The organism is Acinetobacter sp. 226, assembly GCF_048147925.1.
GTDB classification, from domain to species: domain Bacteria; phylum Pseudomonadota; class Gammaproteobacteria; order Pseudomonadales; family Moraxellaceae; genus Acinetobacter; species Acinetobacter pecorum.
The window spans coordinates 42,774-56,751 of record NZ_JAYWYX010000008.1 but is presented as its reverse complement, the minus strand read 5'-3'; the positions used below and the strand labels follow the sequence as shown (position 1 = coordinate 56,751).

General features: G+C 44.7%; 11 protein-coding genes. 8 read left to right on the top strand and 3 right to left on the bottom strand.

What is annotated here, in order from left to right; all coding sequences use genetic code 11:
* Nucleotides 1-149: 149 nt before the first annotated feature.
* Nucleotides 150-2,333 (top strand): hypothetical protein, encoded by a 2,184-nt coding sequence (locus tag VXP95_RS05110; RefSeq protein ID WP_416711600.1) that lies wholly within the window; start codon nucleotides 150-152, stop codon nucleotides 2,331-2,333.
* Nucleotides 2,334-2,386: 53 nt separating this feature from the next.
* Here VXP95_RS05110 and VXP95_RS05105 read toward each other — a convergent pair whose 3' ends face one another.
* Entirely contained in the window at nucleotides 2,387-3,904 is a 1,518-nt protein-coding gene (locus VXP95_RS05105; RefSeq protein WP_416705784.1) for an acetyl-CoA C-acetyltransferase, read from the bottom strand.
* Between the two features lie 240 nt (nucleotides 3,905-4,144).
* Here VXP95_RS05105 and VXP95_RS05100 point away from each other — a divergent pair, with 240 nt between their 5' ends.
* The 5 genes from VXP95_RS05100 (at nucleotide 4,145) to dnaX (ending at nucleotide 10,660) form a co-directional block, all read left to right on the top strand.
* Nucleotides 4,145-5,536, top strand: a complete 1,392-nt coding sequence (locus tag VXP95_RS05100) for a 3-oxoacyl-ACP reductase (RefSeq protein WP_416711599.1) — start codon at nucleotides 4,145-4,147, stop codon at nucleotides 5,534-5,536.
* A gap of 156 nt (nucleotides 5,537-5,692) precedes the next feature.
* On the top strand, nucleotides 5,693-6,547 hold the full coding sequence (locus tag VXP95_RS05095; RefSeq protein ID WP_416711598.1) for a MaoC family dehydratase: 855 nt from the start codon (nucleotides 5,693-5,695) through the stop codon (nucleotides 6,545-6,547).
* A gap of 59 nt (nucleotides 6,548-6,606) precedes the next feature.
* Nucleotides 6,607-7,872, top strand: coding sequence for a serine hydrolase domain-containing protein (locus tag VXP95_RS05090; protein ID WP_416711597.1), 1,266 nt, complete (start codon nucleotides 6,607-6,609; stop codon nucleotides 7,870-7,872).
* 78 nt (nucleotides 7,873-7,950) lie between these two features.
* Nucleotides 7,951-8,394, top strand: coding sequence for a copper resistance protein NlpE N-terminal domain-containing protein (locus VXP95_RS05085; protein ID WP_144723800.1), 444 nt, complete (start codon nucleotides 7,951-7,953; stop codon nucleotides 8,392-8,394).
* A 133-nt stretch (nucleotides 8,395-8,527) separates the two neighbouring features.
* The gene (dnaX, locus tag VXP95_RS05080; protein ID WP_416711595.1) at nucleotides 8,528-10,660 is read left to right on the top strand and encodes a DNA polymerase III subunit gamma/tau; all 2,133 of its coding nucleotides are present in this window, start codon (nucleotides 8,528-8,530) and stop codon (nucleotides 10,658-10,660) included.
* Between the two features lie 8 nt (nucleotides 10,661-10,668).
* Here dnaX and VXP95_RS05075 read toward each other — a convergent pair whose 3' ends face one another.
* Both VXP95_RS05075 and VXP95_RS05070 read right to left on the bottom strand, forming a co-directional pair.
* Nucleotides 10,669-11,103: an acyl-CoA thioesterase gene (locus tag VXP95_RS05075; protein WP_416711594.1), complete on the bottom strand. Its 435-nt coding sequence runs from the start codon at nucleotides 11,101-11,103 to the stop codon at nucleotides 10,669-10,671.
* Between the two features lie 43 nt (nucleotides 11,104-11,146).
* On the bottom strand, nucleotides 11,147-12,307 hold the full coding sequence (locus tag VXP95_RS05070; protein WP_416711593.1) for an iron-containing alcohol dehydrogenase: 1,161 nt from the start codon (nucleotides 12,305-12,307) through the stop codon (nucleotides 11,147-11,149).
* A 120-nt stretch (nucleotides 12,308-12,427) separates the two neighbouring features.
* Here VXP95_RS05070 and VXP95_RS05065 point away from each other — a divergent pair, with 120 nt between their 5' ends.
* Together VXP95_RS05065 and murB are read left to right on the top strand one after the other, a co-directional pair.
* Complete coding sequence (locus VXP95_RS05065; RefSeq protein WP_416711592.1) at nucleotides 12,428-12,934, top strand: low molecular weight protein-tyrosine-phosphatase; 507 nt, start codon at nucleotides 12,428-12,430, stop codon at nucleotides 12,932-12,934.
* Between the two features lie 3 nt (nucleotides 12,935-12,937).
* Nucleotides 12,938-13,978 (top strand): UDP-N-acetylmuramate dehydrogenase, encoded by a 1,041-nt coding sequence (gene murB / locus VXP95_RS05060; protein ID WP_416711591.1) that lies wholly within the window; start codon nucleotides 12,938-12,940, stop codon nucleotides 13,976-13,978.

Here is a 13,978-nt window from a genome sequence, read left to right as displayed (position 1 = left end):
TCAGACTCCTTTAGGGAAAATGCCAAAGGTGAAATATTCAGCGATGAGGACTTGATCAGGTCCTCATTTTTTATGCTCGAACCCTACTGAAAATTAAGCTATAAGACTCTGATTTTTTATTTTAATTTTTAAAATTATTGGGGAATTTAATGTTGTTTAGGTATACGGTCTTGTCAGTATTCATTGGATTATTGGTCTCTGGATGTGGAGGCGGAGGAAGCGATAGCAGTACCTCACAGCCAACAGGACCAGATTCAGTGATAACACCAGGTACGGGAGAGCAGCTGAGCAAAATTGCAGAGTTTAAGGTTCTGGATATAGGTTCAGAATTAAGCGCAGGAAATTTTGGTCTGACCAGCTGGAATCCTACCGCCATGGTGGTAGAGGGCGATGTTCTTTATATTGCCAACAGCCAGGCAGAATCGAATATTTTACGTTATGATTTAAGAAAAAAACGTGCACTGAGCTCTATAGATCCTATGAAAATTTCGGGTCTGGCCAAAAAATGGGACAGTCTGAATGATCTGGAAATTCATGCAGGGCGTTTATATGTGGCCAACTATGGCTCAAACCGAATTGATATTCTAGATATTAGTGGTGAACAGCCGAGCTTCATTATGGCACTCGGCACAGGTGTATGGTGGGGCGATGCGCTTAATTATGCGCTGGTACATAGCAATGCAGTGACTGCCGATGATCGTTACGTTTATGTGCCTGATATTGAAGGCCGCATTAATGTGTGGCGTCAAAGTGATGTAACGGCGCAAAACCATTTAAAAGCGCAGAAATTTGCACGGCTCAGCTTGCCGGGCTGTGCACGCAACTGTAATGCACGCATGGAAGTCATAGGTGATTATCTGTATACCAGCCTGCCGGATGGTATGACCTATGTCCACGATATCAATCAGATTCAGGAAAATGAAAATAATATTGCGCCCATTTTAACAGAAACCAATTTGTCGGCAGTCATGCATCGCCATAACGATGGCTTGGTCTATGTGTCACGGAATGATGGCATTGTAGAAAGTTACAAGGAAAAATCCTTTAACCTGGACTCTATCTTATCCAATAAAAGTATAGATACCTTTCGAGATTATATTTTAAAAGGGCAAAATCAGAGCAGCCGACTGGCCAATGCCAGCGATCTTTATATTTATGGTCAGAATCTATTACACATGGCCAATCAGAAAATTTATATTCTGCCAATGCTGACCCTGCAACAGAATAAATCGAATCAACTCAGTCCACCTGTGATCTTGACCGAATCTCAGGCACGCGAGAGAAGCCGTGTTTTACAGGATGGTGAATCATGGGAAACCTTGACCAATAGCAGCCAGCGTCATGTCTATATGGACCAGATTTTATCGGCAACACTGAATGGCAATCGCCTGCAATTGCAAAGCTACAGTGCTGTGCCTGTACGTGATTTGCAGATTCGTGCCAAGATTAAAAACTCAGAAGACTGGGTGATTCTGGCTAAGCTGGATCAGTTGATGCCATTTTCGAAGGCAAATTTTGATCTCAAGTTGACCGATCAATCCCGTTTCCCGTTACTTGATGGCACAGGCTCGATCCAGCTGGCAGGTCTGAGTCAGACCACGCAAAACCCAAGCAATATTTTTGATCTGAAAATTAGCTCTGAGACCGATCAGCACGTCAAAAAGCTGAACCAGATTAAAGCCAAATGGAAAATTTATTTCGGCACCTATAATGAGCCAAATAAATGGTGCCGTATTACGCCGGTCTATGCCCGGGAATGGGTCATGATGATGACCAACCTGGCCTATATGCTCAGTACTCCAGAATTTGAAACCTTATGGTTTAACCATAAATCTGTCATGGGACACGACTTTTTTGGCAATGATGGTCAGGTAGAAGGACCGAACGGTTTCTTTCAGCCAGAAGATTATGTCCGGATCTATGGAGAAATTCTTAACCGTAATGAAATTAATCTTGGCGTGACGAATATGGGTGGTGGTCTGGGAGGTGGAGCAGTATTAGGAGTAGATACCTGGTTGTTCTATGGCCACTATAGATTATCTGGCTATCGTATTATTGCACATGAATTCGGACATCATTGGGGCGGGCATAACAGTGCATGGGCCATGTCGAATTATGGCTTTGAGCCAATGGTAGACTGGCTGAATTTCTATTTCCAGCGCCGTCCAGGCTCGATTCCTTATATGGATCCAAATGTGAATGCTTTCCATTTAACGCCGGGCAGCGCGCTTTGTCAGGGTGTAAACCAAGATATGGTGAAAGGTGTAGCATCGACTGCACCGTGGAACAAAGTGGATGAATATTTTAAAAATAATCCAATGCCAAATCGCTAAAACATAAAAAAGCCCCTCAAATGAGGGGCTTTTTAATTGGATCGGTCAACGGATTATTTTTCAATAATTGCCGTTACACCTTGACCACCTGCGGCACAGATCGACACCAGTACGCGGCCTGAACCTTTCTGGTTAATCAGTTTTGCTGCTGTGGCAATGATACGACCGCCAGTTGCTGCAAACGGGTGACCAGCAGCAAGTGAAGAGCCTTTTACGTTCAGTTTTGCACGGTCAATTGAACCCAGTGGAGCGTCTAAACCTAAACGCTCCTTACAGAATTTAGGATCTTCCCAAGCTTTTAAAGTACATAATACTTGAGATGCAAAAGCTTCATGAATTTCATAATAGTCGAAGTCTTGCAGTTTCAGACCCGCACGCTCAAGCATGCGTGGCACTGCATAAGCAGGTGCCATCAACAGGCCTTCTTTTTTCTCGACAAAGTCAACTGCAGCAGTTTCCTGGAAAGTCAGGTAAGCCAGCACTTCATGACCGTTTGCCTTCGCCCATTCTTCAGAAGCGAGCAGTACACAAGAAGCACCATCTGTTAGCGGCGTCGAGTTACCCGCCGTCATGGTACGTGCATCACCTTTACCAAAAGCAGGTTTAAGTTTTGCCAGCTTCTCAACTGAAGAGTCTGGGCGCAGGTTGTTATCACGCTCAAGGCCTAAGAATGGCGTGATCAGGTCATCAAAGAAACCTTCTTCATACGCTGCAGCCATTTTCTGGTGTGAAGATGCAGCAAGTTCATCCTGTGCTTCACGGGAAATTCCCCATTCCAGTGTGGTAATCGCTTGATGATCACCCATAGACAGACCTGTACGCGGTTCACCATTTTTTGGTGCATCCATCAGGTCTTTCACATTGATCTTGGTCAGTGCTTTTAGACGGTCTTTTGCAGTTTTCGCGATATTCAGCTCAAGCAGTGCTTTACGTAGGCCATCACCAAAAGCAATTGGCGCATCGGAAGTTGTATCCACACCACCTGCAATGCCCACTTCGATTTGACCTAAGGCAATCTTGTTGGCAACCAGAAATGCCGCCTGCAAACCAGTACCACAGGCCTGCTGAATGTCATAAGCAGGCGTTTCAGCTGCAAGAGCAGTATTTAGTACACATTCACGGGTCATATTGAAATCACGGCTGTGTTTCAGAACTGCACCGGCAACAACTTCCCCTAAGCGTTGACCTTGCAGATTAAAACGCTCAACCAGACCGTTCAGGGCTGCTGTGAACATATCAGTATTGGATGCCGTAAAGTAAGCACCATTTGAACGTGCAAATGGAATGCGGTTACCACCGATGATCGCAACGCGGCGAACTGTATTTTGGCTCATGTTTGGTACCTGTTGAACAGAAGTTTGTGTTATAGATTTTGAATCTTGTTGGCTTGAAGTCATTTTTTGGGCACGTGTAGCCGTATTGCGTGTACGCGTGGTTTTAGCCGGACTTTTTTCTGCTGGATTCACTGTATCAGTATTTTTAGTGCTACGCTTAGCACGCGTTGATGGTTTTGACACAGTTTCTGTCGCAGGGTTCTCGACTGCTGGATTTTGTTGAGTTGTTTTGCTCATAAGGCTTGACCAGGCAAATAGATCATCTTCTTGGCGCTTACATTAGCACAGAAGAAGATAGGCTGTATTGACTACAATGACATTACAGACTGCGCTCAGGTCAAGTCATCTGCCTATTATCTCAAGTATGATTGGGCAGAATCTGGTGGATCTGTTGAAATATAAGTGTCTGGCATCATATTGAAGTTTAAGGATAACTTTAGATCAACCAAAAATTAATTTGTATGAGAGATAATAAACATGACTGATCAGTACCAAACTTTTGCAAAATCTCCTATTGGTAAATTTGTCATTAAAAATTTGGGTCTACCATCCCCAACTTCTTTAGACCGTTTTGAGTCTGCTACGCCAGTGGTAAAAGGTGCAGTATTATTGGGCGCAGCACCAGCAAGTCAATTAACGGGTGCTATTGCTCAGGTTCTGGCAAATATTCATGCAAATAGCTATGCAGGCAATAATACTGAGTTGCAACAGGCAGCTGCAGCATCTGGACTGAATCTAGGTGCATTTAACCCGGGCGATAAAGAATCAAAATTCAAGGTCGTTATTTTTGATGCTTCAGGGATCGAAAATTCAGAACAGTTAAAATCACTTTATGATTTCTTTAACCCGATTGCACGTCAGATCCAGAGTTCGGGCCGTGTGGTGATTGTGGGGACTACACCTGAAACAGCTAAATCGGTGAGCCAGGCGATTGCTCAACGTGCACTGGAAGGTTTCGTGAAATCAGTGGCTAAAGAATTCAAGAAAGGTATCGCAGCAAACCTGATCTATGTAGATGCCGGTGCTGAAGCAAACCTTGAGTCTGCTTTACGTTTTGCAGTTTCTCCACGTTCTGCCTATGTTTCTGGTCAGGTGATCCGTGTTTCACCTGCTGAAAAAGTGGATGTGGACTGGACTAAACCATTAGCGGGTAAAACTGCGGTTGTGACAGGCGCAAGCCGTGGTATTGGCGAAGCGATTGCCCATGTACTGGCACGTGATGGCGCACATGTCATCTGTCTGGACGTTCCACAACAGCAGGCAGACCTTGACCGCGTAGCCGGTGAGATCGGCGGTTCTACCTTGGCTATTGATATTACAGCTGCAGATGCAGGTGAAAAGATCAAGGCAGCGGCAGCTGAGCATGGCGGCTTAGACATCATTGTGCACAATGCCGGAATTACCCGTGACAAGACCTTGGCCAATATGAAGCCTGAGCTGTGGGATCTGGTGATTAACATCAACCTGTCTGCAATAGAACGCGTGAATGATTATTTAATCTCCCACGATGGTCTAAATGCCAATGGCCGTATTATCTGTGTATCCTCAATTTCTGGGATTGCAGGTAACCTGGGTCAAACCAACTATGCAGCATCTAAAGCCGGTGTGATTGGTGTAGTAAAATTCACAGCACCGACATTAAAAAATGGTATAACCATTAATGCCGTTGCACCAGGCTTTATCGAAACTCAGATGACGGCTGCGATTCCATTTGCGATTCGTGAAGCGGGCCGTCGTATGAATTCGATGAGTCAGGGCGGTCTACCTGTCGATGTTGCAGAAACGATTGCAATGTTTGCTTCTACTGCATCAACAGGTTTAAATGGCAACGTGGTACGTGTATGTGGTCAAAGTCTGTTAGGGGCTTAAAGCACTCAAGTCCTTTCTTGCAGTTTAATTAAAGCTCAGGGAGAGGATTTAGGAGAGGGAGATTAGGGGGATTTTTTAACCCTCTCTCTAACTCTCTCCCAAAGGGAGAGAGACTACACTCATATATAAATGAAAAGAATATTTTAAAGGTTCAGTATGAATACGCGCCATTTTAGTCAACTTCCAAAACCTTATTTAGCCTATCCAAAAGTGATTCAAGGCTTGATTTTTAAAAAGCCGAAAGCTGAAAAAGTTCTACCGCAAGTTGAATATGTGGTGGATTCATTCAAGGTTGATCAGAAACATCTGAAAGCCTATAACGAAGTTTGTGGTTTTAAAAATAATGGGTATATTCCAGCAATCTATCTGACGGTACTTTCACAAAGTCTGCAAATGCACATGATGACTTCAGAAGCATTTCCGTTTCCGATTTTGGGACTGGTACATATCCGTAATCAGGTCAAGCAATACCGTAAAGTCGGTGTGAATGAGACTTTGACGCTGTCATGTAAATTTGGCGAATTGCAGCCGCATGATAAAGGTGTGCAATTTGATTTCATTACTACAGTCAAAGTAGGTAATGAAGTGGTGGTTGAAGGATTAACGACTTATCTGTCACGTCAAAAGACTAATGGTAAAGCTACTGCTAAACCTGCAGAAAGTAAGGCATCAGAATTTAAGCTGAACAATGAATGGAACATCTCGGAAAATACTGGTCGTCGTTATGCTATGACTTCAGGTGATTTTAACCTGATCCATATTCATGCAGTCACAGCGAAAGCCTTTGGCTTTAAACAGGCAATTGCACATGGCATGTGGAGCAAGGCCAAAGCACTGGCGAATCTGTCATTGCCAGATGCCTATGAAGCTGATGTCTGGTTCAAGTTACCGATGTACTTGCCATCCAAAGTTGAATTCCTGACCGCGCAGGCAGCGAATGATACAGATTTTCTGATACGAAGCAGTAAGAATCAAAAACCGCATGTCACCGGTCATATCAAAGCGATTTAAATCTGAATCAAAAGCCTAAACCCGATTTAGGCTTTTTCATTTTAAGGGATCAATATTCTATGGATAGAATGATGCAGCCAATTAAAGATTATCTGTTTGCTGATCAGCATAATTATCAGGGCAATGTCGATGAGAGTTTCAGTGACCTTGCCCGTCAGTTTAGCCGTTTGCAGGATGCACGTACCGAACAGGGTGGTGCAGCGCTGGTGGTATATTTTGAGGGACAAAAGGTCGTCGATATTTATACCGGTAAAAAGTCTGTCACTGAAAACTGGCAACCCGATACCATGTCGCTATGTTATTCCACCGGCAAAGGCGTACTGGCGACGTTGGCGCATATTCTGGTCAGTCAAGGTTATCTGGATTATGATCGACCGGTTGCAGAATACTGGCCTGAATTTGCACAAAAGGGTAAAGAAAATATTACTTTGGCGCATATGCTGAGTCATCAAAGCGGATTGTTTGATATCCGTAATATGATTGATGATGCCACTGAAATGGCCGACTGGTCGCATATGCTGGACCGGATTGCGGCAGCGGAACCACGATTTCAGGTTGCAACCGATGCAGCCTATCAACCGCTGACTTTTGGTTGGCAGGTGGGTGGTGTACTGGAAAAAGCGACTGGTAAAAAACTGGGTGAACTGATGCAGGAATATCTGGTAAAGCCATTACAATTAAATGGTGCTTATTTTAGCGTACCGACGAATGAGTTGGCTCGGGTGGCCTTACCCATTTTAAAGCCTAAAATAACCAAGTCTCAAACCCAGACCGCGAAAAAAACTGTGTCAAGGCAACCAAGCCTGATGGAACGAGCCTTGGTATGGAGTGGTCAGAGTCCACAGGATTTTCAGGATGGCATGATTCCTAAGGGCATGAAGAACTTCAGTTTCTTTAGTCATGAGGGTCTACAGGCCATTATTCCGTCTGCTAATGGAGTATTTGCCGCAGAGAGTCTGGCTAGAATCTATGCCATGCTGGCGAATCGTGGTGAATGGCAAGATCAACAATTCATTTCGCCTGAGGTATTCCAGCAACTTAGTCAGGTGCAATATAAAACAAGAGATCGGGTTATGCCTTTACCGATGCACTGGCGCTTGGGTTATCACCGTGTTCTCACTTTAGGAAAAGCCTCTAAAGGTTTTGGTCATATGGGTTTTAATGGCTCTGGTGCCTGGTGCGATCCTGAGCGTGGTTTAAGTTTTGCCTATACACATAACTTTCCTACAGGTTCATTGACCGGAGACTACCGTCTTTGGGGTTTGACTCAGGAAACCTTACGCTGTGCGGATGCGGTACTGACCGGGCGCAAAGGCTGGCGTTAGATCACCCTGATCCAGGACTTAATCCATCCTTTAAAATGTGCTATTTTGTGGCGAATTCCAGTTCTGTGAAATGAAAGCATGAAGAAAGTGATATTGATTCCTTTGGTGGTAACCGGTGCTTTATTTGGTTGTCAGGATCAAAATCAATCAGTGACAAATACTGTTGCTGAAGCTAAGGTGCAGCTACCCACATGGGTGGGAAATTATCAGGGCACAACGCCATGTATGGGATGCTTTTCAAGTTGTGAAGACTGTCCCGGCATGGCAGTGGCTTTAACTTTAAATGAAGATCAGACCTTTACTTTACAGCGTGAAAGTTTAAGTGGTCATAATGAAATTGAAACGATGAGCGGGCAGATTCGGTTTCAGGATGAATCACAACAAAAGATCGAACTGCTGAATGTCGATACTCGAAATCTGCTCTATGTCGATCTGAAAAAGCATGTTCTGGAAATTCGTGAAGATCAAACAGGCAAACGCTACCAGATGCAAAGTGACTTTATCCTGTTTGAATCCGTCTGATTTTAAAAAAGCTTCTGTTTTATATCTCTTTTTCAATGATTTTGATCAAGGGATTTTTATTCTTTATAAACCGGCATTCATTTCACTATTTCATAAAAAAACAGTATGCTTAGACCTGTAAAAAGGAGCATACATGTATCAAGTACTTGCGCGAAAATACCGTCCTCGTAATTTCAATGAATTGGTGGGTCAAAACCACGTTTCTCGTGCTTTAACCAGCGCGCTCGAACGTGGCCGTTTGCATCATGCTTATTTGTTTACGGGAACGCGTGGTGTCGGAAAAACCACGATTGCACGTATTTTGGCGAAGTGCTTGAACTGCGAGACAGGTATTACCTCGACCCCATGTGAAGTCTGTGCGACCTGTACCGCAGTCAATGAAGGTCGTTTTATTGACCTGATTGAAATTGATGCGGCGTCACGCACCAAGGTGGAAGATACCCGCGAGCTGCTCGACAATGTTCCTTATGCACCGACTCAAGGACGCTTCAAGGTCTACCTGATCGATGAAGTGCACATGCTGTCCACGCATTCTTTCAATGCGCTGTTAAAGACGCTGGAAGAACCGCCGGAACACGTCAAATTCCTGTTCGCAACTACCGATCCGCAAAAACTACCGATTACCGTAATTTCTCGCTGTCTGCAATTTACCTTGCGCCCATTGGCAGTCGATGAAATTACCGAACATCTGGGCCATATTCTTAGCAAAGAAAGCATTCAGTCTGATCAGGATGCCATCTGGCAGATTGCTGAATCTGCGCAAGGTTCATTACGTGATGCCTTGTCGTTGACCGATCAGGCGATTGCCTATGGTCAGGGAGCGATTCAGCATCAGGATGTTAAAGACATGCTAGGGCTGATTGACCGTACCATTATTTATGATCTGATTCTGGCGATTCACCAGAATCAGAAAGCGCAAGTCAGTCAGTTATTGCTACAGTTCCGTCAGCAAGCTTTGGATGTGTCACTGGTGCTCGACCAGCTGATTTCAATCCTACATGAACTGGCTTTATTGCAGTATCTGCCAGATCTGAGCCTGAAATACAGTGCTGAGATCAATCGAAAGATCATGCAATTATCCGGTCTGATTTCTGCTCAGGACCTGCAACTGTATTATCAGATTGCCTGTAAGGGTCGTGCCGATTTACAGCTTGCAGTTACGCAGGAACAAGGCTTTGAAATGACGGTGCTACGCTTACTGGCTTTCCGTCCATTACAACCAAGTGAAATTCCGGTGATGCAGGATACTGCACCGCAACAGGCAACAACCCATACAACACGTCTACAGCCACATGTTCAGACACAACTTCAATCTGAATCAGTAGAAACACAATCATTGGAGGTAGAACCGGTATTTGATGATTTCTCTCTGGATGATGGGACAGATGAGGAGATTGATGTTGCATCAGCGTCTGGGCCTTCTTCGGATGATTTTCTCGATGAAGAAGAGCCAACCAGCATCACTGCACCTGAATCTGTCCAGCCCGTAGTAATTCAGACCACCATTGAAGAAGTGCAGTCTAGTGATCAAATTGTTTTTGATCCAAATGATGATAAAGGCTTATTTGGTTTTGATGAAATCGAGAGTACGCCAGAAGCACCGGCTACTAGCAACAGTTCGGATGATTTCCTGCTTGAAGATTTTATTCCTGCAGATGCCGTCATTCCTAGTGAGCCAGTACAAGACATCATGTCTGCTGATGAGGAATTTAGTCTTGCTGCACCGGAAATAGAGCTTTCACAGGAAACAACCGATCAGCCTGCTCTTGAAAATACAGCTCCGGTTCAGCCAGTCGCACAGACAGCTTTGCTGGAAGACATTTCCCAAGATGTAAATACGCAGAATCTGATGCCACAGGATATCTTAAAAATACCTGAGCAAGCCTTAGAAGGCGAGTGGAGCGTAGAAAAATGGGAGTACTGGTTCCGTAACAGCCAGCTTTCTCCGGCCGTACAGGAACTGGCGCAGTATGGCATCATGACTGGTCAGATTAATGGCGAATCCGTTTTCCATATTCCTAAACAGTACCAGCAATTGTTAACCCAGTTGCAACATCATCTGGAAGCAGCTTTGCAACAGCAATGGCCGCAAACTAACTTCCAGGTGAAATTTGAGAATGTGGAACAGTTAACGCCGTATACCATGCAGCATCAGCGTAAGGCACGTGCCTTTAAACGTGCTGAAGAGTTGCTGCATGTGGAACCGGCCATACGTGATCTGCTACAGCAGTTCGATGGTGAACTGCAAAATATCCAGCTGAAATAGGCTGGATTTTAAGTCACAACAAATCGAGATAAAGCATCCCGCATTTCAACTGGAATGGGGATGCTTTTTCGTGTCTCACGATCGACAAATACATGGACAAAATTGCCTTGCGCAGCGGCTGTATCTGAGTTGCGTTTAAAAATAGCCAGATCATAGCTGAGCGATGAGCTTCCCATGCTTTCAATGGCCACGCCCACTTCAATAATTTCCGGATAAGACAGTTCCTGATTAAACTGACAGTTGGAGCTGACCACCAGACCAATCATGGGTGAATATTTGGGGTCAAAAGCAGTTTCCTGAATCAGCAGAGCATTGGCGGCGGTATCAAAATAACTGTAATAAGTGACATTGTTGACATGGCCATACAGATCATTGTCTGCCCATCGGGTTTGAATGGGCAGGAAAAAAATATAGTGTTCACGCTGTTTGATCGTAGCTTTCATTATTATTAAATCCTCAGCTATTCAGGCTTAGGTAGAAATTGGTCTAGGCATAGATCGCCTGATAAATCTGATAAGCATCCTCCACCTTGAGTTCACGTGGATTATTCTGCAACAGCCTGCTTTGTTGCATCGCATCTTCTGCCATGACCTGCAGCATATGTTCCGGAACATTCAACTCATTTAGTTTTAGAGTCAAACCGCTTTGCATCAGATGATTATTAAAATGATCAATAAACAGATCGGTCAGACCATCATGACAACCTTTACTGCGGGGATCCAGCCAGGTCATTAATTCCGCATAGAGCTGTTTAGCCGCTGGCGCATTAAACTTTAATACTTCAGTTAGAACCAGCGCATTGCTATGCCCGTGTGACAGATGAAAATGTCCACCAAGCGGATAAGCCAGCGCATGTACGGCAGCGACTGGTGCGTTGGCAAAAGCTTGTCCAGCCAGCATGGAACCGACCAGCATATTTTGACGCGCATCTAAATCATGGCCGTCTTGCAGCACACGTTGCAGATTGGCATTCAGTAATCTTAAAGCCTGTTTGGCCAGCATATCCGAATAAGGGTTTTTCTTGTGTTTTGAGGTATAGGCTTCAATGGCATGCACCATGGCATCAATGCCGGTGGCGGCAGTGATCTGTGCCGGAAGATTTTGGGTAAAGGTTGCATCCAGAATGGCAACATCTGCATAGAGAATGGGCGCGACAATGCCAGTTTTGGTCGTTTCACCTGTGGTGACAATCGAAATCGGCGTCACTTCCGAACCTGTTCCAGCCGTAGTCGGTACCAGAATTAAAGCTAAACGCGGTCCGGTAGCATTATCAACGCCATACAGATCTGCCAGCGTCTGATGCTGCTCAGGATGTGCCAGAATCGCGATGAGTTTGGCCACATCCATTGAGCTGCCACCACCAAAGCCCAGCACCACATCAATATTTTCCTGTTTTGCAAAAGCCGCCGCTTCAAGCACCACTGTATCGGGCGGATCGGCCTGAACATCCGAATAAATCACGTAATCCAGTCCGGCAGATTCAATAATATCCAGAAGCGGAAGATGTAATTGCTGCTTCAGCATGCCAGGATCGGTCACCAGCAGTAGACGTTGATAACGGCCATTTTTTAGAATTTTAAATAATTCCTGAATCGTGCCTAGTCCGGCAATGACATTAGGGACGGTTTGAAATTGAAAACGATTCATGGCGATATCCTTAATATTTTTATTGCAAATACGAGATTATTCTATGGTTGTAAGATAGGAATCAGTATATAAATAACTTAACATAAGAATCCTTAAAATAAAGTAGCTCTGAGGTTGTTTATGTCATCCAGAACGCCATACAAGGTGTTATGTGTTTGTTTGGGGAATATTTGCCGTTCTCCCACGGCAGAAGTGGTACTCAGACATTATTGTGATGAACAGCAACTGAATATCGTGGCCGATTCTGCTGGAACCAGTAATTATCATCTCGGCAAGGCTCCAGACTTGCGTAGCCAAAAGCACGCGCTGAAACGTGGTTACGATCTTTCTGGCTTGCGGGCGCGTCAGCTGACTCCGCATGATTTTATTGATTATGATCTGATTCTGGCGATGGATCTGGAGAATTTATCCAATATCCAGAACATACAGCGTCTGGCAGAAACTCGGTTTGGTCATGTACGTGCACGCGTGGCACTGATGAGTGAGCATGACCAGATCTATCCGAAACAGGCTTTACCCGATCCCTATTATGGCGAAGCGGATGGCTTTGAGCGGGTGCTTGATCAGTGTGAGTCCAGCAGCCAGGCCTGGATTGAAATTTTTAAACAGAATTTAAACAAGGTTTAAGCAATGCAGATTCAAACCCAGGTTCAACTTAAACCTTTTAATACCTTAAATTTAGAAGCAGTTGCTTCATATTACGCTCATATTCAGTCCACCACTGATCTGTTGGCTGCACTGGATTTTGCGGAACAGCAGCAACTCAATGTGCTGATCCTTTCAGGCGGCAGCAATATGTTGTTGCCGGAGCAGATTGATGCACTGGTTCTGCATATGGATATTCATGGCATAGAGATGCTGGATGCTGATGATCAGACGCAACGCTTACGTGTAGGCGGTGGTCAAGGCTGGCATGACTTCGTGCTCTGGACTACAGCACAAGATCTGTATGGTTTACAAAATCTGGCTTTAATTCCGGGTCGGGTCGGTGCTTCGCCAGTACAGAATATTGGCGCTTATGGCGTTGAAGTCGGCGAGTTTATTGATTCCGTCGAGGTCTACGACCGTCAGCTGAAACAGTTTGCCTCGATTCAGGCAGCCGATTGCCAATTTGCCTATCGGCATAGTATTTTTAAAGATGATCCAAATCGTTATGTGATTACCCATGTGACTTTTAGCTTGCTTAAACAGCCAGATTTAAAGCTGAATTATGGTGATCTTAAAACTGCAGTTGGTAACCAGCTCTCGCCAGAAAACCTGCAACAACAGGTCATCCAGATTCGCCAGAGTAAATTGCCTGATCCGCAAGAATTCCCTAACGTGGGCAGCTTCTTTAAAAATCCTGTGGTTGATCAGGTGGTCTTTGACCAAATTGCTGTATCTTTCCCGAATTTACCCCATTACCAGCAAGCCAATGCGCAAGTTAAACTTGCAGCAGGCTGGTTAATTGATCAGGCTGGCTGGAAAGGCAAACAGTTGGGCCCTGTCGGCATGTTTCATAAACAGGCCTTGGTCTTGGTGAATTATGGTCAAGCCTCTCTCACCGATGTACGTAAAACTTATCGTGCAGTACAGCAAGCGGTTTGGGATAAATTCCAGCTGATGCTGGAACCTGAACCTGTATTGTTCGATAAAAATGGTCTGATCCGCTCTCATCAAGAAGAGGAATAA

Excerpts from the sequence above, each read along its gene's own strand:
- VXP95_RS05110 (WP_416711600.1), top strand. The coding sequence starts at position 150 with ATGTTGTTTAGGTATACGGTCTTGTCAGTATTCATTGGATTATTGGTC.
- VXP95_RS05105 (WP_416705784.1), bottom strand. The coding sequence starts at position 3,904 with ATGAGCAAAACAACTCAACAAAATCCAGCAGTCGAGAACCCTGCGACA.
- VXP95_RS05100 (WP_416711599.1), top strand. The coding sequence starts at position 4,145 with ATGACTGATCAGTACCAAACTTTTGCAAAATCTCCTATTGGTAAATTT.
- VXP95_RS05095 (WP_416711598.1), top strand. The coding sequence starts at position 5,693 with ATGAATACGCGCCATTTTAGTCAACTTCCAAAACCTTATTTAGCCTAT.
- VXP95_RS05090 (WP_416711597.1), top strand. The coding sequence starts at position 6,607 with ATGGATAGAATGATGCAGCCAATTAAAGATTATCTGTTTGCTGATCAG.
- VXP95_RS05085 (WP_144723800.1), top strand. The coding sequence starts at position 7,951 with ATGAAGAAAGTGATATTGATTCCTTTGGTGGTAACCGGTGCTTTATTT.
- dnaX (WP_416711595.1), top strand. The coding sequence starts at position 8,528 with ATGTATCAAGTACTTGCGCGAAAATACCGTCCTCGTAATTTCAATGAA.
- VXP95_RS05075 (WP_416711594.1), bottom strand. The coding sequence starts at position 11,103 with ATGAAAGCTACGATCAAACAGCGTGAACACTATATTTTTTTCCTGCCC.
- VXP95_RS05070 (WP_416711593.1), bottom strand. The coding sequence starts at position 12,307 with ATGAATCGTTTTCAATTTCAAACCGTCCCTAATGTCATTGCCGGACTA.
- VXP95_RS05065 (WP_416711592.1), top strand. The coding sequence starts at position 12,428 with ATGTCATCCAGAACGCCATACAAGGTGTTATGTGTTTGTTTGGGGAAT.
- murB (WP_416711591.1), top strand. The coding sequence starts at position 12,938 with ATGCAGATTCAAACCCAGGTTCAACTTAAACCTTTTAATACCTTAAAT.